This window comes from Xanthomonas sp. WHRI 6106 (genome assembly GCF_040202405.1).
GTDB classification, from domain to species: Bacteria; Pseudomonadota; Gammaproteobacteria; order Xanthomonadales; family Xanthomonadaceae; genus Xanthomonas; species Xanthomonas cannabis.
In genome coordinates this window covers 266,840-285,839 of record NZ_JBEGFC010000004.1, presented here as the reverse complement: position 1 = coordinate 285,839, position 19,000 = coordinate 266,840, and the positions used below count along the sequence as shown (strand labels likewise).

The 19,000-nt window shown below is 67.4% G+C and carries 16 protein-coding genes and 1 tRNA gene; 9 read left to right on the top strand and 8 right to left on the bottom strand.

Annotation, left to right across the window (positions count from 1 at the left end):
- Positions 1-82 precede the first annotated feature (82 nt).
- Genes ABQZ09_RS08835 through ABQZ09_RS08825 form a run of 3 tightly spaced genes read left to right on the top strand, consistent with a single transcriptional unit; the run spans position 83 to position 2,106 of the window.
- On the top strand, positions 83-1,042 hold the full coding sequence (locus ABQZ09_RS08835; protein ID WP_228313388.1) for a pyridoxal-phosphate dependent enzyme: 960 nt from the start codon (positions 83-85) through the stop codon (positions 1,040-1,042).
- Positions 1,027-1,644, top strand: a complete 618-nt coding sequence (locus ABQZ09_RS08830; protein WP_039415238.1) for a YdcF family protein — start codon at positions 1,027-1,029, stop codon at positions 1,642-1,644. Before ABQZ09_RS08835 ends, ABQZ09_RS08830 begins: the two co-directional genes overlap by 16 nt.
- A 42-nt stretch (positions 1,645-1,686) precedes the next feature.
- Positions 1,687-2,106, top strand: a complete 420-nt coding sequence (locus tag ABQZ09_RS08825) for a nuclear transport factor 2 family protein (RefSeq protein WP_039415229.1) — start codon at positions 1,687-1,689, stop codon at positions 2,104-2,106.
- A 98-nt stretch (positions 2,107-2,204) separates the two neighbouring features.
- On the opposite strand, the gene lpxO is transcribed toward ABQZ09_RS08825, so the two are convergent.
- The 7 genes from lpxO to bioB all read right to left on the bottom strand — a co-directional run bounded on the left by lpxO (position 2,205) and on the right by bioB (position 9,306).
- Complete coding sequence (gene lpxO / locus ABQZ09_RS08820; protein ID WP_184553371.1) at positions 2,205-3,110, bottom strand: lipid A hydroxylase LpxO; 906 nt, start codon at positions 3,108-3,110, stop codon at positions 2,205-2,207.
- 191 nt (positions 3,111-3,301) lie between these two features.
- A complete protein-coding gene (gene bioC / locus ABQZ09_RS08815; RefSeq protein WP_228313389.1) occupies positions 3,302-4,186 on the bottom strand; it encodes a malonyl-ACP O-methyltransferase BioC in 885 nt (294 codons plus the stop codon).
- A 63-nt stretch (positions 4,187-4,249) separates the two neighbouring features.
- Positions 4,250-5,032 (bottom strand): SDR family oxidoreductase, encoded by a 783-nt coding sequence (locus ABQZ09_RS08810; RefSeq protein ID WP_228313390.1) that lies wholly within the window; start codon positions 5,030-5,032, stop codon positions 4,250-4,252.
- Positions 5,033-5,076: 44 nt separating this feature from the next.
- Complete coding sequence (gene bioH / locus ABQZ09_RS08805; protein WP_349776685.1) at positions 5,077-5,838, bottom strand: pimeloyl-ACP methyl ester esterase BioH; 762 nt, start codon at positions 5,836-5,838, stop codon at positions 5,077-5,079.
- A 164-nt stretch (positions 5,839-6,002) separates the two neighbouring features.
- Complete coding sequence (locus tag ABQZ09_RS08800) at positions 6,003-6,377, bottom strand: DUF7079 family protein (protein WP_349776684.1); 375 nt, start codon at positions 6,375-6,377, stop codon at positions 6,003-6,005.
- Positions 6,378-6,566: 189 nt separating this feature from the next.
- Entirely contained in the window at positions 6,567-7,772 is a 1,206-nt protein-coding gene (gene bioF / locus ABQZ09_RS08795; RefSeq protein ID WP_039406063.1) for an 8-amino-7-oxononanoate synthase, read from the bottom strand.
- Positions 7,773-8,271: 499 nt separating this feature from the next.
- Positions 8,272-9,306, bottom strand: coding sequence for a biotin synthase BioB (gene bioB, locus ABQZ09_RS08790; RefSeq protein WP_228890442.1), 1,035 nt, complete (start codon positions 9,304-9,306; stop codon positions 8,272-8,274).
- A gap of 49 nt (positions 9,307-9,355) precedes the next feature.
- On the opposite strand from bioB, the gene ABQZ09_RS08785 reads away from it, so the two are divergent.
- Positions 9,356-10,081 carry a ComF family protein gene (locus ABQZ09_RS08785; protein WP_349776683.1) on the top strand — a complete coding sequence of 242 codons (726 nt, stop codon included), beginning with the start codon at positions 9,356-9,358 and terminating at the stop codon, positions 10,079-10,081.
- A gap of 401 nt (positions 10,082-10,482) precedes the next feature.
- Here ABQZ09_RS08785 and ubiA read toward each other — a convergent pair whose 3' ends face one another.
- Positions 10,483-11,388: a 4-hydroxybenzoate octaprenyltransferase gene (gene ubiA / locus ABQZ09_RS08780; protein ID WP_184553356.1), complete on the bottom strand. Its 906-nt coding sequence runs from the start codon at positions 11,386-11,388 to the stop codon at positions 10,483-10,485.
- Between the two features lie 369 nt (positions 11,389-11,757).
- Here ubiA and ABQZ09_RS08775 point away from each other — a divergent pair.
- The 5 genes from ABQZ09_RS08775 (at position 11,758) to ABQZ09_RS08755 (ending at position 18,714) form a co-directional block, all read left to right on the top strand.
- A tRNA-Arg gene (locus ABQZ09_RS08775) sits at positions 11,758-11,834 on the top strand.
- Between the two features lie 658 nt (positions 11,835-12,492).
- A complete protein-coding gene (locus tag ABQZ09_RS08770) occupies positions 12,493-14,739 on the top strand; it encodes a methyl-accepting chemotaxis protein (protein WP_349776682.1) in 2,247 nt (748 codons plus the stop codon).
- Between the two features lie 246 nt (positions 14,740-14,985).
- Complete coding sequence (locus tag ABQZ09_RS08765; protein ID WP_349776681.1) at positions 14,986-16,344, top strand: alpha/beta hydrolase; 1,359 nt, start codon at positions 14,986-14,988, stop codon at positions 16,342-16,344.
- Between the two features lie 38 nt (positions 16,345-16,382).
- The gene (locus ABQZ09_RS08760; RefSeq protein ID WP_349776720.1) at positions 16,383-17,870 is read left to right on the top strand and encodes a GMC family oxidoreductase; all 1,488 of its coding nucleotides are present in this window, start codon (positions 16,383-16,385) and stop codon (positions 17,868-17,870) included.
- A gap of 40 nt (positions 17,871-17,910) precedes the next feature.
- Positions 17,911-18,714 (top strand): SDR family NAD(P)-dependent oxidoreductase, encoded by an 804-nt coding sequence (locus ABQZ09_RS08755; protein ID WP_349776680.1) that lies wholly within the window; start codon positions 17,911-17,913, stop codon positions 18,712-18,714.
- Positions 18,715-19,000 lie beyond the last annotated feature (286 nt).

Genomic DNA, 19,000 nt, shown 5'->3' with positions numbered 1-19,000 from the left:
GGCGCTTTGTCATCGATCCAGCATGCGCGGGCAGTGTGCGTGCGAGCCGTGAAGGGCAGGGCGATACGTTAATCTTGCAGGCATGATCGACACGGTTCCTCTTGCCCATTCCGATGTCCTGCAGGCCGCCGCGCGCATTGCCGCGCACTGCGCGCCGACACCGTTGCTGACCTCGCACAGCCTGGATGCGCTCTGTGGCGCGCAGCTGTTCTTCAAGGCCGAGCATCTGCAGCGTGGCGGCGCCTTCAAGTTTCGCGGGGCCTGCAACGCGGTGTGGTCGCTGCCGGACGCGCTGGCCCCGCGCGGCGTGGTGACCCATTCGTCAGGCAACCACGGCGCGGCGCTGGCCTTGGCGGCGCGTACCCGCGGCATCGGCTGCCATGTGGTGGTGCCCGAGGGCGCGGTGGCCGCCAAATTGGCCAATATTTCCCGGCACGGCGCCACGCTGTGGCGCTGTGCGCCGACCATCGCCGCGCGCGAGCAGCTGTGTGCCCAGGTGCAGGCCAGTGTCGGAGCGACCCTCGTGCATCCGTACACCGATCCGGCGGTGATCGCCGGGCAGGGCACGGCCACGCTGGAGTTGCTGCACCAGAGCGGTGGGCTGGATGTGGTGCTGGCGCCGGTCGGTGGCGGCGGGCTGGCTGCCGGGGCGGCCCTGGCGCTGCAGGCCGCCCCCGGATGCGCGCTGGTGCTGGCCGAGCCCAGCGGCGCGGCCGACACCGCGCGCTCGCTGGCGGCCGGGCAGCGCCTGGTCGACTTCGTCCCCGACACCGTCTGCGACGGTCTGCGCGGCACCCTGGGCACGCCGAATTTCGCGCTGCTGCAGGCGGCTGGCGCGCAGGTGATCACCGTGGACGATGCCGCCGTGGTGCAGGCGATGCGGCTGATCTGGCAGGTGCTCAAGCAGGTGGTGGAGCCGTCGTCGGCGATCACGCTGGCGGCGCTGCTGGCCGACCCGGCGCGGTTTGCCGGCAAGCGGGTGGGGGTGATCCTGTCCGGCGGCAACGTCGACCTGGACGCAGTGCCCTGGGCCGCCGCGTGAGCAGGCGTCGGCGCGGGCTCGGCCTGTGGGGCTGGGGCTGGCGGTTATGCATGCTGGCAGTGATCTGGCTGGTGGCGGTGGCCGGGTGGATCGTGTGGGTGGGCGACCGCGACCAGGCCGCACCGGCCGATGTGATCATCGTGCTGGGTGCGGCCGCCTACGACGCACGTCCTTCACCGGTGTTCGAAGAACGCATCCGGCATGCGCTGGACCTGTACGCCCAAGGGTATGCGCCGCGCCTGTTGTTTACCGGCGGCTTCGGCAACGGCGCGCGCTTTGCCGAGTCGCAGGTGGCGCGCCGTTACGCGCTGCGTCACGGTGTGCCGCCGGAAGCGATCGTGATCGAAACCGCATCGCGCACCACCCGTCAGAATCTGGAACAGGCGCGCACGCTGATGGAGCGGCACGGCATGCATCGGGCGATCATCGTCAGCGACCCGCTGCACATGGCGCGCGCGCTGCGGCTCAGTCAGGAACTGGGCGTGGATGCGCTGGCCTCGTCCACGCCCAGCACGCGCTTTCGCAGCTTCCACACCAGCTGGCGCTTTCTGCTGCAGGAGGTCTATTACTTCCATCGCGATCTGGTGGTGCAAGGTCCGTGACTGCGAGCCTATGATGCGCCTTTCCCAGCGGCAGGTTCGAGCATGAGCGAGAGCAATCGGCAACGCGCCACCGGCCTGGTCCAGGCCTATTACGAAGCATTCAACCGCGGCGATTGGGACGGCATGTTGGCGTTTTTGGCCGACGATGTCGCGCATGACCTCAACCAGGGCCCACGCGAGATCGGACGTGCGGACTTTGCCGCCTTCCTGCAGCGGATGAACGACAGTTACCGCGAGCAGCTGCGCGATGTCGTGATCACCGCCAGCGACGACGGCACGCGCGTGGGGGCCGAATACGTGGTGCACGGGGTCTACCACACCACCGACGAAGGCCTGCCGGAAGCCAACGGGCAGACCTACGTACTGCCGGGCGGGGCCTTTTTCGAGGTGCGCGAGGGCAAGATCACCCGTGTCACCAACTACTACAACCTGCAGGAATGGATCGCGCAGGTGTCGCGCTGAGTGCCGACTAGCGCTGCGTAGGAGCGCACCTGGGCGCGATGAGGCGTTACCGGCGATGCGGGTCGCGCCCGGGTGCGCTCCTACGCGGGTGGTCCGGTTTACAGCAACACGATCCCGACCACCACCAGGATGAAGATGCTCCACTTGAGCACCTGGTAGAGCGGGTTGTTGCGTTCCTTCAGCGCCTTGGCCTTCAGCCGCGCGGCGTAGAAATACCGGAACACGCGGTTGATGCCGCCGGTCTTGTCGCCTTCCTGATTGGGTGAGGCACCGGCCGAGAGCAGGCTGCGGCCGACGAAGCGGTTCACTGCCGCCGCCCAGCGCCAGCGCATCGGGCGCTCGATGTCGCAGAACAGGATGATGCGGTCCTGGTCGGTGTCGTTGCGCGCGTAGTGGATATAGGTCTCGTCGAACATGGTCCACTCCCCATCGCGCCAGCTGTGGCGCTGGCCGTCGACGTCGATGAAGCAGCGGTCGTCGTTGGGCGTGGCCAGGCCAAGATGCAACCGCATGGAGCCTGCGAACGGGTCGCGGTGCGGGCGCAGTTCGCTGCCCGGCGGCAGCTCGGCGAACATCGCCGCCTTGACCGTGGGGATGGATTTGAGCAACGCGGTGGTCTGCGGGCACAGCTCGGCTGCCGACGGGTGCGCAGTGCCGTACCACTTCAGATAGAAGCGCTTCCAGCCGCGGCGGAAAAACGAATTGAAGCCGATGTCGGTATAGCCGTCGGCGGCGCGGATCTTCTGCATCTGCTGCAGCGCCACCGCTTCATCGCGGATCACCGGCCAGTGGGCGCGCAGCGGCGCCAGCTCGGGAAACTCCTTGCCCGGGTCGATGAACGGCGTGGTCGGCACGCGCGAACACAGATACATCAGCGTGTTGATCGGCGCCATGAAGGTGGAATGGTCCAGCAGCTGCCGGCTGAGCCGGTGCCGCACGCGACCGCGGTAATGGATGTACAGCGCCGATGCGATGAACAGCGCGATGATGAGCCACTTCAACATGGGGAACGCCAATGGGGGCGGGGGGCCGCAACAGAGGGGAAGGCCGCCGGCGGGCAACGCCGGGCAGGGGAAGCCTTTAGCGGATGAATTCTACCGGGTGTGGCGGCTGCGCCCGGCCACTGCACAGCGGCGCCGGCGCAATACTGTGTGTCACCGGAACCGGCGCGCGGGCGCGGCCACTGTGCACCGCCTCAATCGCGGCGGCGGCGGATCGGAATCGAGGCCACCGGCACGCTGGCGACGTCATGCCCCTGTTCGCGGATGGGGGCGCCCGGCGCCGGAGCCCAGGCATGGGCATAGATCACTTCCCAGGAGCTGGGCAGGGTGCCGTCGGGCCGGCGCAGCGGTTCGTAGGCGGCACTGGCGGCGGCAAAGCGGCCGCGTCCGGTCAGCGTGGCGCGGCGATTGCTGAGCGCGTTGGTGGCGCCCATCGCCCGCAGCTCGCGCATCAGGGCGGGCAGGTCGTTGTAGGTGAGCGTGAACAGGTCGCGGTCCAGCACCGGGTCGCGGAAGCCCGACATCAGCAGGGCATCGCCGAACTGCGCGATCGGCGGGAAGCGGCTGACATGCGGGGCGGGGTCGGCCTGGGCGAAGGCATCGCGCAGCTCGATCAGGGTCTCCGGGCCGAAGGTCGAGCACAGCAGCAGGCCGCCCGGCCGCAGGGCGCGACGGAAGCCGGCGAACACCGCCGGCAGGTCTTCCACCCATTGCAGGCACAGATTGCTGAAGATCACATCCACGCTGCCGTCGGCCACCGGGAGTGCGCGCGCATCGGCGCAGACCTGCGCAAACGGCTTCCACCACCCGGCCGCCTTGCGCGCCTGGCGCAGCATCGGCATGGCCTGGTCGAGCGCGATCACCTGCGCCTTGGGCCAGCGTTTCTTGATCGCAGCGCTGGCATGGCCGGGGCCGGCGCCGACATCCAGCACCACCTTGGGTACCTGTTCACCCAGGTAATCGAGCGATTCGAGCAGGCGCGTTTCCACTTCGCGTTGCAGCGCGGCGGAGGCGGCATAACTGCTGGCGGCACGCGCAAACGCGCGCCGGACGTGGCGGGGGTCGAAAGTGCTGTTCATTGCGGGGCTATTGTCGCCTCTGGGCGAGGCGGAGGGAATCGATGGATGGGGCCGGGCGCGGCGCTAGAACGTGCCCGGATAACTGCCGCCATCGATGAGCAGGTTCTGCCCGGTGATGTAGCCGGCCTGCGCGGCGCACAGGAATGCGCAGGCCGCGCCGAATTCGTCCGGCTCGCCAAATCGCGCCGCCGGGATACCCGCACGCTTGCGCTCGGCGACTTCTTCGAGCGTGCTGCCCTGCTGCTGCGCGATGGTGGCGAAGTTGCCCCGCAGGCGGTCGGTGGCGAACTGGCCGGGCAGCAGGTTGTTGATGGTGACGTTGTCGGCCACGGTGCTGCGCGCCAGCCCGGCAACGAAGCCGGTGAGGCCGGCACGTGCGCCGTTGGACAGGCCCAGGATGTCGATCGGCGCCTTCACCGCACTGGAGGTGATGTTGACGATGCGGCCGAAGCGGCGCGCACGCATGCCGTCGACGGTGGCGCGGATCAGTTCGATCGGGGCGAGCATGTTGGCGTCCAGCGCGCGTAGCCAATCGTCGCGTTCCCAGTGGCGGAAATCGCCTGGCGGCGGGCCGCCGGCGTTGTTGATCAGGATGTCCACCTGCGGGCAGGTAGCGAGCGCGGCGCTGCGTCCTTGCGGCGTTGCGATATCGGCGACCACGCTGCGCACCTCGCCAGCGCCGGGAACCGCGCGCACTGCCTCGGCCGCATGCTCCAGCGCGTCGCGGCCGCGCGCGACGATGACCACGTTGACGCCTTCGCCGGCCAGGGCGCGTGCACAACCCAGCCCCAGTCCCTTGCTGGCGGCGCAGACCAGGGCCCAGCGGCCGGCGATTCCCAGATCCATGCGGTATGTCCTCGATCAGCGATGTTGCATGATCGGCGATCCGCTCACGGCACGGACGCAACGAAGCGTTGCAGTGCCTCGCTCACTTGATCGGCGTGACCGAGGAAGGGGGCGTGGCCACCGCCGGCAATGGTGAGCGCCTGCGCATGCGGGGTGAGCGCGGCGGCGGCATGCATGCCGGCGGCAGGCACCAGGCGATCGCGCTGGCCGGCGATCCACAGGCTGGGGCGTGCAAGCTGCGGCAAGGCGCGGCGCAGGTCGGTGCGTTCGAGCAGGGTGAGCCCCTGCTGCAAGGCCTCGGGCGCCGGTTCGCCACGTGCGGTGAGCGTTTCGCGCAGGCTGCGCAGTTCGCTGCGTGCATGCGCCGAGCCGAGTGTGTCCAGCGCAATAAACCGCTCCAACGTGCCGCGGTAATCGCGCGTCAACTCTTTGCCGAATTGCACGAACACGTCGCGCTCGACTGCGTCCGGCCAGTCGCTGCCCCGCACGAAACGCGGCGTGGCCGCGATCATCGCCAGCCCGCGCACCTGCGGTTGGGTGGCGGCGGCATGCAGCGCAAACAGCCCGCCCAGCGACCAGCCCAGCCACACCGCAGGCGGGGTGGCGGCGGCAATGGCCGCGACCACATACGGCAAGGCCAGTGGCGTGCTGTCGTCGCGACTGAAGCCGTGCCCGGGCAGGTCGACCAGATGCAGTTGATAGTGCGGTGACAGGCGCTCGACCAGCGGCGCGAACACTCCGCCGTGCAGTGCCCAGCCGTGCAGGAGAACCAGCGCAGGCCCATGGCCGATGACATCGATATGCATGGGCGCATTGTCGCCGATTGTTGGGTGCCGATACGCGTTGATCGCGGCGCGTTGGTGCTGCGACAGGGCTCAGAAATACCGGATGGTGGCGGCCTTGTCGCCGATTGCAGTTTGCCGATTGGCGCCTGGGTGTTTAGGTACGGCGCTGCTGCTGCGCGTCGGCGTCAGTGCGAGACGGCTGCACGCAGCGCGCCGATCTTCGGGGCCAGCAACGCCCACTGCGCGCGCGCGTAGCCGCGCCAGCACCAACGCGCCGGCCAGCGCCAGCGCCGTGCACGCCGCGCCTGGATCGTGGCCGCCAACCACTCGGGATCGAATCGGTTCCAGACGCCGGCCACGCTGCGCAGATTGCCGATCAGGACCGGATGCACCTCGTGCAACAGCATCGTGCGTAACTGTTCCAGGGTGAATGGTGAGACGGCTAAAACGTGCGCAATGCTGTCGTCGTCGCGACTGTCGGTGTCCAGATACAGCAGCGACAAGGCTTCCCACACACGGCGCTCCGCCGCTGCGGCTGTGCCAGGCGTCGCCCGCGGCATGTCAGTGAAACGAGGCCATCGATGGCGAACACGCAAACGCTGCATCACCGGTGCCATGCATGTTGGGCCGGTTGCAACGGGGAATCGGCGCGCGCTTGCCGTCCGCCGCGCGCGCCTGGTGCACGCGATGCATTGGTCGGGTAGCCCCTACTGCTTCCAGCGCAGGCCGTGCAGGAACTGCGGCTCGCCTCAGGCCGAGGCACGCAGCGGTTGCCGGCTGACCACGTCGCGCGCCTGCACGATTGCCTCGATCAGCGCCTGCACCTGCTGCGGGGTATGCAGGGCCGACAGGGTCACCCGCAGGCGTGCCTTGCCCTCGGGCACCGTGGGTGGGCGGATTGCGCCGACCATGAACCCGGCCTGCTCGAGTGCGGCCGACATCGCCATCACCGTGGCTTCTTCGCCGCACAGCAGCGGCTGGATCGGGGTATCGGAGGCCATCAGTTCGAACCCATGGCGGCGCGCGCCCTCGCGGAAGCTGCCGATCAGTTCAACCAGGCGTGCACGCCGCCAGTCGTCGCGACGCGCCAGGCGCACTGCGGCCAGGGTCGCGGCGACCTGCGCCGGCGGCAGGGCCGTGGTGTAGATGTAGGGGCGCGCGGTTTCGGCCAGGTGACGGATGAGTGCCTCCTCGCCGACCACCACGGCGCCATAGCCGCCCAGCGCCTTGCCCAGCGTCACCAGCTGCAGCGGCACTTCGGCCACGCCCAGCCCGGCATCGGCCACGCAGCCGCGCCCCTGCGGGCCCAGCACGCCAACTCCGTGCGCATCGTCGACGTAGAACAAGGCCTCCTGCATGCGGGCCACCAGGCTCAACGCGCGCAACGGCGCCACATCGCCATCCATGCTGAAGACGCCATCGCTGGCCAGCATCGCCGCGCCTTCGGGGGCACCCTTGAGCTGGCGCATCGCGCCTTCCACATCCAGGTGCGGATAGCGCCGCAGCCGGCAGCCGGCCAGGCGCGTGGCATCGAGCAGGCTGGCGTGATTGAGCCGGTCCTGCACGCAGACATCGTCTTCTTCGCTGAGCAAGGCCTGTTGCACGGCCAGGTTGGCGATGAAGCCGCTGCCGAACAGCAGCGCCGACGGATACCCCAGCCACTGCGCGATTTCGCGCTCCAGCGTCTCGTGTGCGGTGTGGTGGCCGCAGATCAGGTGCGAGGCGGTGGCGCCGGCACCATCGCGCGCGGCCGCGTCCTGCAAGGCGGCCACCACTTCGAACTGCTGCGCCAGGCCCAGATAGTCGTTGGAGCAGAACCCGGTCAGCCAGCGGCCATCGATCTCCAGGCGCACGCCATCGCGGCGACCGACCTGGCGGCGTACCCGTACCCGTTCCTGGGCGAGGCGCAACTTGCGCAGCGACGAAATCCGTTCGTGCAGATCGGGGCGAGCCATGGTGGAGTCGACATCGAAAAAGGTCCGCTAGCGTAGCGTGCCGCGGTCACCTCGCCCAGCCGACACCGACAGCCGGTGCAGTGTGATGGCCCGTGGCGTCGGGGTGCTGGAAAGCGCGTGCAAGCCCGGCGGCGGTTGCCGGAGGCCTCGCGCATTAAGGCGGTCCGTGACCGATCAAGGCCACGACAGCGGCAACGGCGAACCGGCAGGGCGCAGCGCGATGGGGTGATCGATTGCGTCGCGCTGTCCGCAGCGCGTTTCTGCCACGGTCCGGATGATCGGGTGGTAGTGCTTGTAACCGGCTCCGGGCATGCGCTGGCTGAGGGCCGGTCCTGCACCCGGTGCCATCGCGGATTGGCGATGGCCCGATCAGGCGCTGCCGCAGGATCGGCTGCAGGTAGGCGCTGTCTCCAACGCAACGCCTGCCGCAGGCCCCGCCCATCGCCGCAGGACGGCTCAGGCGCGGTGCGGGCTCATCCGACAATGCGGCGCTGCGCGGTCATGCCGCGCGTTCGCAGGCCTGGCCGCAGGTGATATCCGCATGCACGGTGCCCGGGTGGTCGTGGTCGGCGGCATCGACAGTGATCTGCATCGGGCGCAGGCCCAGGCGCTGGAACAGGGCCTGGTCGCGCTCGGTGTCCGGGTTGCCGGTGGTGAGCAGTTTTTCGCCGTAGAAGATCGAGTTGGCGCCGGCCAGGAAACACAGCGCCTGCAGCTCGTCGCTCATCGCTTCGCGGCCGGCGGACAGGCGCACCATCGATTTGGGCATGGTGATGCGGGCCACGGCGATCATCCGCACGAACTCGAACGGATCCAGTTGCTGGGTACCATGCAGCGGCGTGCCGGCGACCTGCACCAGCTGGTTGATCGGCACCGAATCCGGGTGCGCCGGCAGCGTGGCCAGTGCCAGCAGCAGGCCGATGCGCTGGTCGCGGGTTTCGCCCATGCCGACGATGCCGCCGCAGCAGGTCTTCAGGCCCACGTCGCGCACGTGCTCCAGGGTGTTGAGCCGGTCCTGGTATTGGCGGGTGTGGATGATCGAGTCGTAGTAATCCGGCGCGGTGTCCAGATTGTGGTTGTAGTAGTCCAGCCCGGCGTCCTTCAGCGCGCGCGCCTGGCCGGCGTCGAGCATGCCCAGCGTGGCGCAGGTCTCCAGGCCCATGGCCTTGACCTCGCGGATCATTGCGGCCACCTTGGGGATGTCGCGCTCCTTGGGCGAGCGCCAGGCGGCGCCCATGCAGAAGCGCGAGGCGCCGGCCGCCTTGGCCTGGCGCGCCTTGGCCACGACCTCTTCGGTCTCCATCAGCTTCTGTGCGGTCACGCCGGTGTCGTAGCGCTGCGCCTGCGGGCAGTACGCGCAATCTTCCGGGCAGCCGCCGGTCTTGACCGACAACAGCGTAGAGACCTGCACCTGCGCCGGATCGAAATGCGCGCGGTGGACGCTGGCTGCACGATGCAGCAACTCGGGGAACGGCAGATCGAACAGCGCCTGCAGCTCTTTGCGATCCCAGTCATGGCGGACGACAACAGACATCGGAGTTTCCTGACAGTCAGCGGCTTGGAAGCCAGGCAGTCTGGTGAGCATGGAAGAGGCTGTCAACTTCAATGGGGTGGGCTCGGTTTACAGGTGGCCGCAGCGGGTGTTGCGGTTTCTGCTGCCGAGCCTGTGCCTGGTCTGTGCCGAGGCGGGCATGGCCGACTGCGATCTATGCCCGTCCTGCCGCGCCGCGCTGCCCGAGCACGGCCGTGCCTGCCTGTGCTGCGCCAGCCCGCTGTTCGCGTCCGATGGCGTGGCATTGTGCGGGCAGTGCCTGCAGCAACCCCCGCCACTGCAGCGCGTGCATGCCTGCTTTACCTACCGCTGGCCGGTGGATGGCCTGCTGCGGCGCTTCAAGTTCCACCAGGACCTGGCGGCGGGGCGTCTGCTCAGCGAGCTGATGGCCAGGCGCTGCGCCAGCCTGCCGCGGCCGCAGGCGTTGGTGCCGGTGAGCCTACACCGCCAGCGCTTGCGTCAGCGCGGTTACGACCAGGCGCTTGAGTTGGCCAGGCCGCTGGGCCGCGCGCTGCGCCTGCCGTGTCTGCCGTTGCTGCGGCGTGTGCGTGCAACTGCGCCGCAATCCGAGCTGGACGCAATCGAGCGGCAGCGCAATGTGCGCGACGCATTCGTGGCGCGTGGCGCATTACCGGCGCATGTGGCGCTGGTGGACGACGTGATGACCACCGGCGCCACGCTGCATGCGGCGGCCAGGGCCTTGCGTCGCGCGGGCGTGCAGCGGGTGGATGCATGGGTGTGTGCGCGGGTGCCGTGATGGATGCGATTTCTGTTTGACATGGCTTTGGAAGAAAAGCGCAAAGACACGTCAGTGGGGTGCTGCAGGCGTTGCGTGGTCCCGTAGCCTCACCCCAACCCCGCTCCCGCGAGAGGGGCTTGCTGCCTGCGGAGTGGTGCCCTGCGGCGCAGGCTTCACGTTGGATCGGTCAACGCTTGTCTTGAGCGAAGCACATCATTTAACGGGCCCTTGTCTTTCGAACGCTGCCGCCTGCCAATCCCAGATTCCAGATTCCAGATTCCAGATCCCCAGACCCCGGACCCCAATTCCCGATTCCCGATTCCCGATTCCCGATTCCCAATTCCCAATTCCCAATTCCCAATTCCCAATTCCCAATTCCCAATTCCCAATTCCCAATTCCCAATTCCCAATTCCCGCTGCTAACGTGCTGCCACCGCGATCGCGATCCCCAGGAAGATCGCCAGGCCCACCCAGTTGTTGTGCAGGAAGGCGCGGAAGCACGGGCCGCGTTCGCGGTGGCGGGCAATGCGGAATTCGTAGACCACCAGCAGCGCCGCCACGCCCAGGCCTGCCCAATAGGCAGCGCCGAGCGCGGCACGCAGGCCAACCGCCGCCAGGGTGGCGAACATCAGCGCATACAGCACGCCTTGCGCCAGCAGATCGTACTTGCCGAACAGGATGGCGGTGGACTTGCTGCCCATGCGGATGTCGTCGTCGCGGTCGACCATGGCGTACCAGGTGTCGTAGGCGGTGGCCCACAGGATATTGGCCGCATACAGCAGCCAGCCCAGCAACGGCACGCTGCCCTGGACGGCTGCAAAGCCCATCGGAATGCCCCAGCCGAACGCCATGCCCAGGTAGACCTGCGGCAGGTGGGTATGGCGTTTCAGATAGGGATAGCTCGCAGCCAGAAACACGCCCGGCACGCTCAGCGCCACGGTCAGCCAGTTGAGGCTGAGCACCAGTGCGAACGCCACCAGCATCAGCGCCACGAACACCCACAACGCCTCACGTCCGGACACCGCACCGGTGGCCAGTGGGCGGGTCTTGGTACGCTCGACATGCGGGTCCAGCCAACGGTCGGCGTAGTCGTTGATGACGCAGCCGGCCGAGCGGGTCAGCCAGACCCCGGCGGTGAACACGAACAACGTCCACAACGGCGGCAGGCCGTCCGCGGCCAGCCACAGTGCCCACCAGGTGGGCCACAGCAGCAGCAGGCTGCCGATCGGGCGGTCGCCACGCACCAGCTTCCAGTACTGCCCCAACCGTTCGGACCACGTCAGCGCGGGCGCTGCCGCAGCCTGTTCAAACCCATGCTTGCTCATGCCGCAAAGGGTAGCAGCGTGGCCCAGCCCCGGCCATGCGGAGATTGGCGCGCCGCGCATTGCGCAGGGCAGCAGGCATCAGGTGGAACAGGAGGAACAAGCCAACAAGGGAACAGGAGCAGCAGGGAACCGGACGGGCTTGGGTTCGGTGTGCATGACCTCGGACGAGCACGGCAAACGGCAGTAGGGCATACGGGCGCCCAGCGCTGGCGGGTGGAGGCCATCGCATGGCTGGCCTGGAGCGAGCTGCTTCTGCTTCTGCTGCCGAGGCCGGTTCACGTGGTCGCCGGCGTCGGCTCACCCAAGCGCCTTGCCGGGAACTGCCGGACATCGCGCGGCTGGCGCCGGTCTGGCATAATGCCGGGCCAGGCGCTCGTAGCTCAGCCGGATAGAGTAGTGGCTTCCGAAGCCATTGGTCGGGGGTTCGAATCCCTCCGGGCGCACCAGATGAACCCTCCGGGGACATCCCAGAAAGTCCAGAACCCCCGAGAGATCGGGGGTTTTTTGTTGCCTGCACGTCTACCCGGCCTACTTTGAGCCACTGACCTCCAGCCTGAGTGGGCACGGAGGAGCGTCGGCCCCGCTGCGCGAAGATGCCGTGCCGTCCGGGCCTGCCTAGCGATGCAGGCGGGCGCTTGCGTTGGCGTCGTGTCGACCCGACCTGGATCAGTCAGCTTGACTCGGCCAGGAACTGCTCACGCTATTGCACAGCTTCCCAGGACATGTCGTTCGCTTGGTATCCAGGCACGTGACGCATGACAGAGCGGCTGAGCCTGAAACGATCAGTTGGCACATGAGTCTCGCTTGCCTGGCGCACCCACGCGTTCACCTCTGCACGCTGCGCTTGCGGGGCGCGCGGCCGTCGCAATAGGTGTGATCTCTCGGTTCGATTGACTGGAGCATCACCAGACACAGCCCGTACGTCTGGCCGGGAATTGCTTGAGCATCCGATTTCTGAATCCGTTTCGGGTCGTCGCAACGGAGCTATGCTTTTTGCTAGGCAAGGTATTCAGCCGCTCAATAGCCAGTCGATATAGACGGAGCACAGGCACTGCACACGTGGTGCATGCCTGCCTCTTTCCATACTTCTGGTCGAACCTACTGATGAACACGTTCTTGCAGCGCTACAACGTTGGCCGCCGACTGGGGATGGCCTTCGGTATTCTCATTCTGTTGTCGGGCTTGCTGGTGGCCACGGGCCTCAGCACCATGGCCAGCGCCCGTACCGAGATGGACACCATCGTCAAGGTCAACGTCGCCAAGATGCAGCTGAGCAACGCCATGCGCGATGCCAACTCCAATATCTTCATTGCGCTTGGAACGCTGGCGATGGTGACGTCCGACGAGTTGAATCAGCAGGCCGCGGAAACTATCAAAGAGCAACGTCAGCGCTACGCAGACGAGCGAAAGGCGTTGGAGACGTATCCTGCGACCGATGCGGGCCTCAAGCTCCGCGCCGAAATCGATGCCGCGCGTGAGGTTTCGCGTGGTTTGAATGATCAGGTCATCGTGCTCGCGTCGGCGAACAAGAACGATGAGGCGCAGCTGTTTCTGAGCGAGAAGGCGCGCCCGGCGATGCTCGTCTGGCAGGCCAAGATCGCCGAGAACGTCAAGCTGCAGGAAAAGCAGACTGCGCAATCCTACGACGATGCGGTTGCCGCGATGACCCGGGGCAAGACCCTGCTCATCATCGGTGGCGTGGCGGTGGTGTTCATCAGCAGCCTGCTTGCCTTCACCATCACCCGCAGCTTGACGCTACCCCTGAGCCGGGCCACGCGTGCCGCCGAGGCGATTGCAGGCGGCAATCTGGATAACGATGTGGACACGCAGGCCAGGGATGAAAGCGGGCGCCTGCTCAACGCGATGAGCAAGATGCAACTGCAGCTGCAGAATCTGCTTGCTGCGCAGGCCGACATGGCAAAACGTCACGACGACGGGCAGACCAGTTTCCGCATCGACGCATCGGCGTTTCCGGGCAATTACGGGCGTATGGCGCACGACACCAATGACCTGGTGGCCTCGCACATTGCGGTCACGGCGAAGCTTGCGCAGATCATGGGGCGCTATGCGATCGGCGACCTCAGCCAAGACATGGACAAGCTGCCCGGCGAGAAGGCCGTGCTCACCGATACCATGGTGCAGGTCAAGCAGAACCTTGGCGCGATGAATAGCGAGATCAAGCATCTCGCGCTGGCCGCTGCCGATGGCGATTTCACTGCCCGCGGCGATGCGGACCGTTTTCAATATGACTTCCGCGTCATGGTGGAGAGCCTCAACACCTTGATGTCCACCGCCGACGGCAACCTGCAGTCGCTGTCCGGTCTGTTGCAGTCCATTGCCGCAGGCGACCTCACCGCGCGCATGAGCGGCGAGTTCCGCGGTGTCTTCGCACAGATGCGCGACGATGCCAACGCCACTGCCATGCAGCTTGCCGAGATCGTCACCGGCATCAAGACCTCTGCCATTTCGATCAAGGGCGCGGCCAGCGAGATCGCTGCGGGCAACCAGGATCTGTCGCAGCGCACCGAGCAGCAGGCCGCCAACCTGGAAGAAACCGCCGCCTCGATGGAAGAGCTCACCTCGACCGTCAGGCAGAATGCCGAGGGCGCACGCCAGGCCAACCAGCTCGCCATCGGCGCGGCCAGCGTCGCCGCACAGGGTGGGCAGGTGGTGAGCAAGGTGGTCGAGACCATGGCAGGAATCGAGGCCTCGTCCAAGAAGATCGCCGACATCATTTCCGTCATCGATGGCATCGCCTTCCAGACCAATATCCTGGCCTTGAACGCAGCAGTGGAAGCTGCACGTGCAGGCGACCAGGGGCGCGGCTTTGCGGTGGTGGCAAGCGAGGTGCGCACGCTCGCGCAGCGCTCCTCCGGCGCTGCCAAGGAAATCAAGAGTTTGATCGATGATTCGGTACAGCGTGTCGCCGAGGGTTCGGCGCTGGTGCATAGCGCCGGCACGACGATGACCGAAGTGGTTGCCAGCGTGCAGCGCGTCACCGACATCATGGGCGAGATCTCCGCTGCGTCGCAGGAACAGTCGGCAGGGATCGAGCAGGTCAATCAGACGGTCACCCAGATGGACGAGACCACGCAGCAGAACGCCGCGTTGGTGGAGGAGGCAACGGCAGCAGCGCGCTCGCTGGAAGAGCAGGCCGTCCATCTCACCGACGCCGTTGCGGTGTTCAAGACCGATGCAGCCGGTGGTGCGGCCGTCACCGCGCTGCTGTCCAGCCTTTCGGTTGCAAACACGGCAAAGCCGAAGCCGGCCGTCGTTGGCCGTAGCACCCCTGCGACGCCGCGGCCGGCACTGGCTGCGGTCGGCAACGAGACCAGTTGGCAGGAGTTCTGAGACTCGCTCGCCCGCGTGCGGCGCCCACCCGGCGCCGCGGCGCATCACCGCGTGACGCCGCGCGGTCATCGCTCGGCACACGTCGCGACGTTGTGGCATGCGCCCCGTCGACCCGCAAGAACCTGCGTCGGGCCGCTGGCATCCGGTATGCAGGCGCGCAGCCGCGCGGTGCACCTTGCGAACTCATCTGCACGGCGCGTGGACGAGCGCCTCGTCACCATGGAGCTCTTGTGACCGAGGTGGTGCATGGCAAAGCCGACGCTGTTTTTTCTGCACGCCCTCGGGGGCAGCCGCAAGGAATGGAATGCTGTCATCCAGCAGCTGGCGGAGCGTTTCGAGTGTGTGGCATTGGACATTCCCGGCTTCGGCGATGCGGAGCCGCTGGACGATGCAGGTGTGGGCGCACAGGTGGCCTGGTTCGTCGACCAGGTCGTCGAGCGCCAGCCCACGCGCTGGTGTGTCATCGGGCACAGCATGGGCGGGAAGATCGCCACGCTGGCCGCAGCGCAGGCGCGCGATGGCGTTGCCGGTCTTGCCGGACTTGCCGGTGTCGTGCTCGTCGCCGCATCGCCTCCCGCGCCGGAGCCGATGGATGAAGTGCGGCGACAGACCATGCTTGGCTGGTTCGAGAACGGGCGCCCTGCGCAGGCCGAGGCGGAGCAGTTCGTCGATGACAATTGCGCGCTGCCGCTTCCGCCAGCACTCAGACAATGCGCGGTCGACGACGTGCTGCGAACCAGCGCCAAGGCCTGGTTGGCCTGGCTGACCCATGGCAGCCGGGAAGACTGCCGTGAGCCGGCCGGTTGCATCGACGTTCCGGCGTTGATCGTGGCCGGTGGTGAAGACGGCGACCTCGGCGAACCCGCGCAAAGACGGCTGAACCTGCCGCACTACGCGCATGCCCGTTGTGTGGTTGTCGACGGCGCAGCCCACCAGATCCCGTATGAGCGTCCGCAGGAGCTGGCGCAGCACATCGCTGCCCATGTGGAGCACTGCGTGCAGCAATGCCTGCCTGAAGCGTTTGTGGCCTTGCTCAATGCCGGCCGGGTGGCACCGCGGATGCGCAAGGTGCTGCTCGCGCGCCATGCGGGCCCGCCAGCGGCGGCAACAGGCATCCTGCGCCCGCATCAGCTGGAGATCCTGACGGCAGTGGTCGCGCGCGTGCTGGATGGCGCACGCGACGCACGGCAGATCGCACGGCGCATCGATGTGCAGCTCGCCCGGGGCGCAGGCGACGGGTGGCGGCACGCCGACCTGCCGGCCGATGCCGCGGCGCTGCCACTGGGCCTGGAGACGCTCGATGCCCTGGCGCACGGCTTTGTCGGGTTGGCCGCCGAGGACCAGGACCGCTGGTTGCACAGCATTGCCGCTTGCGCAGCGGGCGACACGTCGGCCAATGGCCTGGATGCCACCCAGCTCGCCCACTGGTTCGAGGACGTGCGTGCCGAGGCGATCCGGACCTGGACCAGCCTTCCCGCCACGCTGGCGCTGCTGGGCTACGATGGATTTGCCGTGGGTGGTGCGGGCCTGGACAGCCCGGGCTATGAAATCACCACCGCCAACCGGCACGAGCAGTGGCAGCGTTGCGCACCGGGTGCGCGGTGAGGCCCGAGTGCAGTCCCGACATCGTCGATGCGGTGGTGATCGGCAGCGGTGCCGGTGGCGGCCCGGTGGCGGCAAGGCTGGCGCAGGCCGGGGTCTCGGTGGTGGTGCTGGAGGCGGGCGCGGCGTTCACCCCTGACGCGCATCTTCCCGACGAGCTCACCACCGGCATCTACTGGATGGACGAGCGGTTGAGCGGCGGGCAGACCCCCACCGCGTTCGGGCCGAACAACTCCGGGTCCGGCCTGGGCGGCTCGACGCTGCACTGGGGCGCGTTCTGTCCACGGCCGGACGCACGCGATCTCGCGCTGCGCACGCAGACCGGTGAGGGCGCCGATTGGCCGATCGCGTATCCGGAGCTGCTGTCGTATGTCCGCCGGGTCGAGGAGTTCATCGGCGTTTCCGGGCCCGCGCATTATCCGTGGGACCCGGAGCGCAGCTATCGCTATCAGCCGGCACAACGCAATGCGTCGGCCGAGGCGATGGAGCGCGGCTGCCGCGCGCTGGGTGTGACGGCGACCGATGCGCCTGCGGCGTTGGTGACCACGCCGCATCATCAGCCGCACTGGGGCCGGCGAGCGGCCTGCAACAACTGCGGCGCGTGTCACCAGGGGTGCAGCAACGGCGCCAAGGTGAGTGTCGATACCACCTGGCTCCCGTTGGCCGCAGCCCACGGCGCTCAGCTGCGTGCCGACAGTCGGGTGATCGACATCGAGCGCGATGCGCGTGGAATGATCAGTGGGGTGGTCTATCAGCACCATGGGCGGAGCCTGCGCCAACGCTGCCGTGCCGTGTTCCTGTGCGCCGGCGGCGTGGAGACGCCCCGCCTGCTGCTGAATCTGGAGCTGGCCAACTCCAGCGGGCAGGTCGGGCGCAATTTCATGGCGCACGTGGCCACGCAGGTGTGGGGGGAGTTCGATGCGCAGATGCGCATGAACCGCGGCTATCCGTCGTCGCTGATCACCGAAGACATGCTGCGTCCGCCCGGTGCCGATTTCATTGGCGGCTACCTGGTGCAGAGCCTGGGCGTCCAGCCGGTGACGCTGGCCAACACGCTGGCGCGCGGCGCAGGAATGTGGGGCAACACCTTGATGACCACCCTGCAGCGCTACAACCGCCTGGCCGGCATCGGCATCAACGGCGAGTGCCTGCCGTACGACCGCAACCAATTGACCTTGTCCGACGAGCGCGATGCCTTCGGTCATCGCAAGGCGCGGATCGACTTCAGCTACGGCCCCAACGAGCAGGCACTGGATGCGCATGCGCGGCGCTTCCTGCAGGCGGTGTGGGAGGCTGCAGGGGCCCGGAACATCTTCGCCGCGGCCCGCTCCGCACACACCCTGGGCACCTGCAGGATGGGCCGCGACCGGCAAACGGCCGTGGTCGATCCGGACGGCCGCTCGTTCGACATCCCCAATCTCTACCTCTGTGACAACTCCGTGTTTCCCAGCGCGTTGGCGGCCAACCCGGCCCTGACCCAGATGGCACTGGGCCTGCGCACGGCCGAACGGTTTCTTGCGCGCGAGTGACGCGTACACCACACCCTCTTTCAACTACCAGGAGCTCACCATGGATCTCGGAATAGCCGGTCGCGTCGCCCTCGTCAGTGGCGGCGATTCGGGAATGGGCAAGGAGACTGCACGCCAGCTCCTCGAAGCCGGCGCACGCGTGGCCATCACCGATCTGCCGGGCGGCACGCTGGCGCAGGCGAAGGCGGAGCTGTCGGACCTGGGGCAGATCATCGCCATCGAGGGAGACGTCACCCGCGAGCACGACGTCACCGCTCTCTGGGCACAGGTGCGGGAACAACTGGGCGACCCGGACATCTACGTCAACGCGGCCGGTGTCACCGGTGCAACCGGCGACTTCCTGGAAGTCGACGATGCGGGCTGGCTCGAGACCCTGGACATCAACCTGATGGGCGCGGTGCGCATGTGTCGCCAGGCCATCCCCGCCATGCGGCGCAAGCAGTGGGGGCGGATCGTGTTGTTCGCGTCCGAGGACGCCGTGCAGCCCTATGTGGACGAGCTGCCGTACTGCGCCTCGAAGGCGGCCATTCTCAGCCTGGCCAAGGGGCTGTCCAAGGCCTATGGCGGCGACAATGTGCTGGTCAATACGGTGTCGCCGGCCTTCATCGCAACACCGATGACCGACAAGATGATGGAAAAACGCGCGCGCGAGAACGGCACCACGTTCGAGCAGGCGGTTGCATCGTTTCTGGACGAAGAGCGGCCCGGAATGGTGCTCAAGCGCCGCGGCCGCCCCGAAGAAGTGGCATCGGTGGTTGCGTTCCTGTGTTCGGAGCGCGCCAGTTTCATCAACGGCGCCGGCGTGCGCGTGGATTCGGGTTCGGTCTTCACGATTGCCGGGTGAGGTGACCGGCAGCGCGGTGGTGCGTGCAGTTGTGTGGACGTGGGGCATCACGCACTGCCTGCGTGAGCGCAACGGACGGATGCCTCACCGACGCATGCCTGCGTCACGTTGCGGTGCATGTGGATCGATCCGATGGCGGGCACTGGAAGCAGACGAAGATGCATGCAGGCTCACACACGGTTGACTGATGAGCTTCTAGATTCGGCCGATGCTTCCTTCAGTCACCGCGTTTGATCACGCACGTCATGAAAGCCGAAGGCCGCACCGCGGCAGTGTTTCGTCGCGT

Excerpts from the sequence above, each read along its gene's own strand:
- ABQZ09_RS08835 (WP_228313388.1), top strand. The coding sequence starts at position 83 with ATGATCGACACGGTTCCTCTTGCCCATTCCGATGTCCTGCAGGCCGCC.
- ABQZ09_RS08825 (WP_039415229.1), top strand. The coding sequence starts at position 1,687 with ATGAGCGAGAGCAATCGGCAACGCGCCACCGGCCTGGTCCAGGCCTAT.
- lpxO (WP_184553371.1), bottom strand. The coding sequence starts at position 3,110 with ATGTTGAAGTGGCTCATCATCGCGCTGTTCATCGCATCGGCGCTGTAC.
- bioC (WP_228313389.1), bottom strand. The coding sequence starts at position 4,186 with ATGAACAGCACTTTCGACCCCCGCCACGTCCGGCGCGCGTTTGCGCGT.
- ABQZ09_RS08810 (WP_228313390.1), bottom strand. The coding sequence starts at position 5,032 with ATGGATCTGGGAATCGCCGGCCGCTGGGCCCTGGTCTGCGCCGCCAGC.
- bioH (WP_349776685.1), bottom strand. The coding sequence starts at position 5,838 with ATGCATATCGATGTCATCGGCCATGGGCCTGCGCTGGTTCTCCTGCAC.
- ABQZ09_RS08800 (WP_349776684.1), bottom strand. The coding sequence starts at position 6,377 with ATGCCGCGGGCGACGCCTGGCACAGCCGCAGCGGCGGAGCGCCGTGTG.
- bioF (WP_039406063.1), bottom strand. The coding sequence starts at position 7,772 with ATGGCTCGCCCCGATCTGCACGAACGGATTTCGTCGCTGCGCAAGTTG.
- bioB (WP_228890442.1), bottom strand. The coding sequence starts at position 9,306 with ATGTCTGTTGTCGTCCGCCATGACTGGGATCGCAAAGAGCTGCAGGCG.
- ABQZ09_RS08785 (WP_349776683.1), top strand. The coding sequence starts at position 9,356 with ATGGAAGAGGCTGTCAACTTCAATGGGGTGGGCTCGGTTTACAGGTGG.
- ubiA (WP_184553356.1), bottom strand. The coding sequence starts at position 11,388 with ATGAGCAAGCATGGGTTTGAACAGGCTGCGGCAGCGCCCGCGCTGACG.
- ABQZ09_RS08770 (WP_349776682.1), top strand. The coding sequence starts at position 12,493 with ATGAACACGTTCTTGCAGCGCTACAACGTTGGCCGCCGACTGGGGATG.
- ABQZ09_RS08765 (WP_349776681.1), top strand. The coding sequence starts at position 14,986 with ATGGCAAAGCCGACGCTGTTTTTTCTGCACGCCCTCGGGGGCAGCCGC.
- ABQZ09_RS08755 (WP_349776680.1), top strand. The coding sequence starts at position 17,911 with ATGGATCTCGGAATAGCCGGTCGCGTCGCCCTCGTCAGTGGCGGCGAT.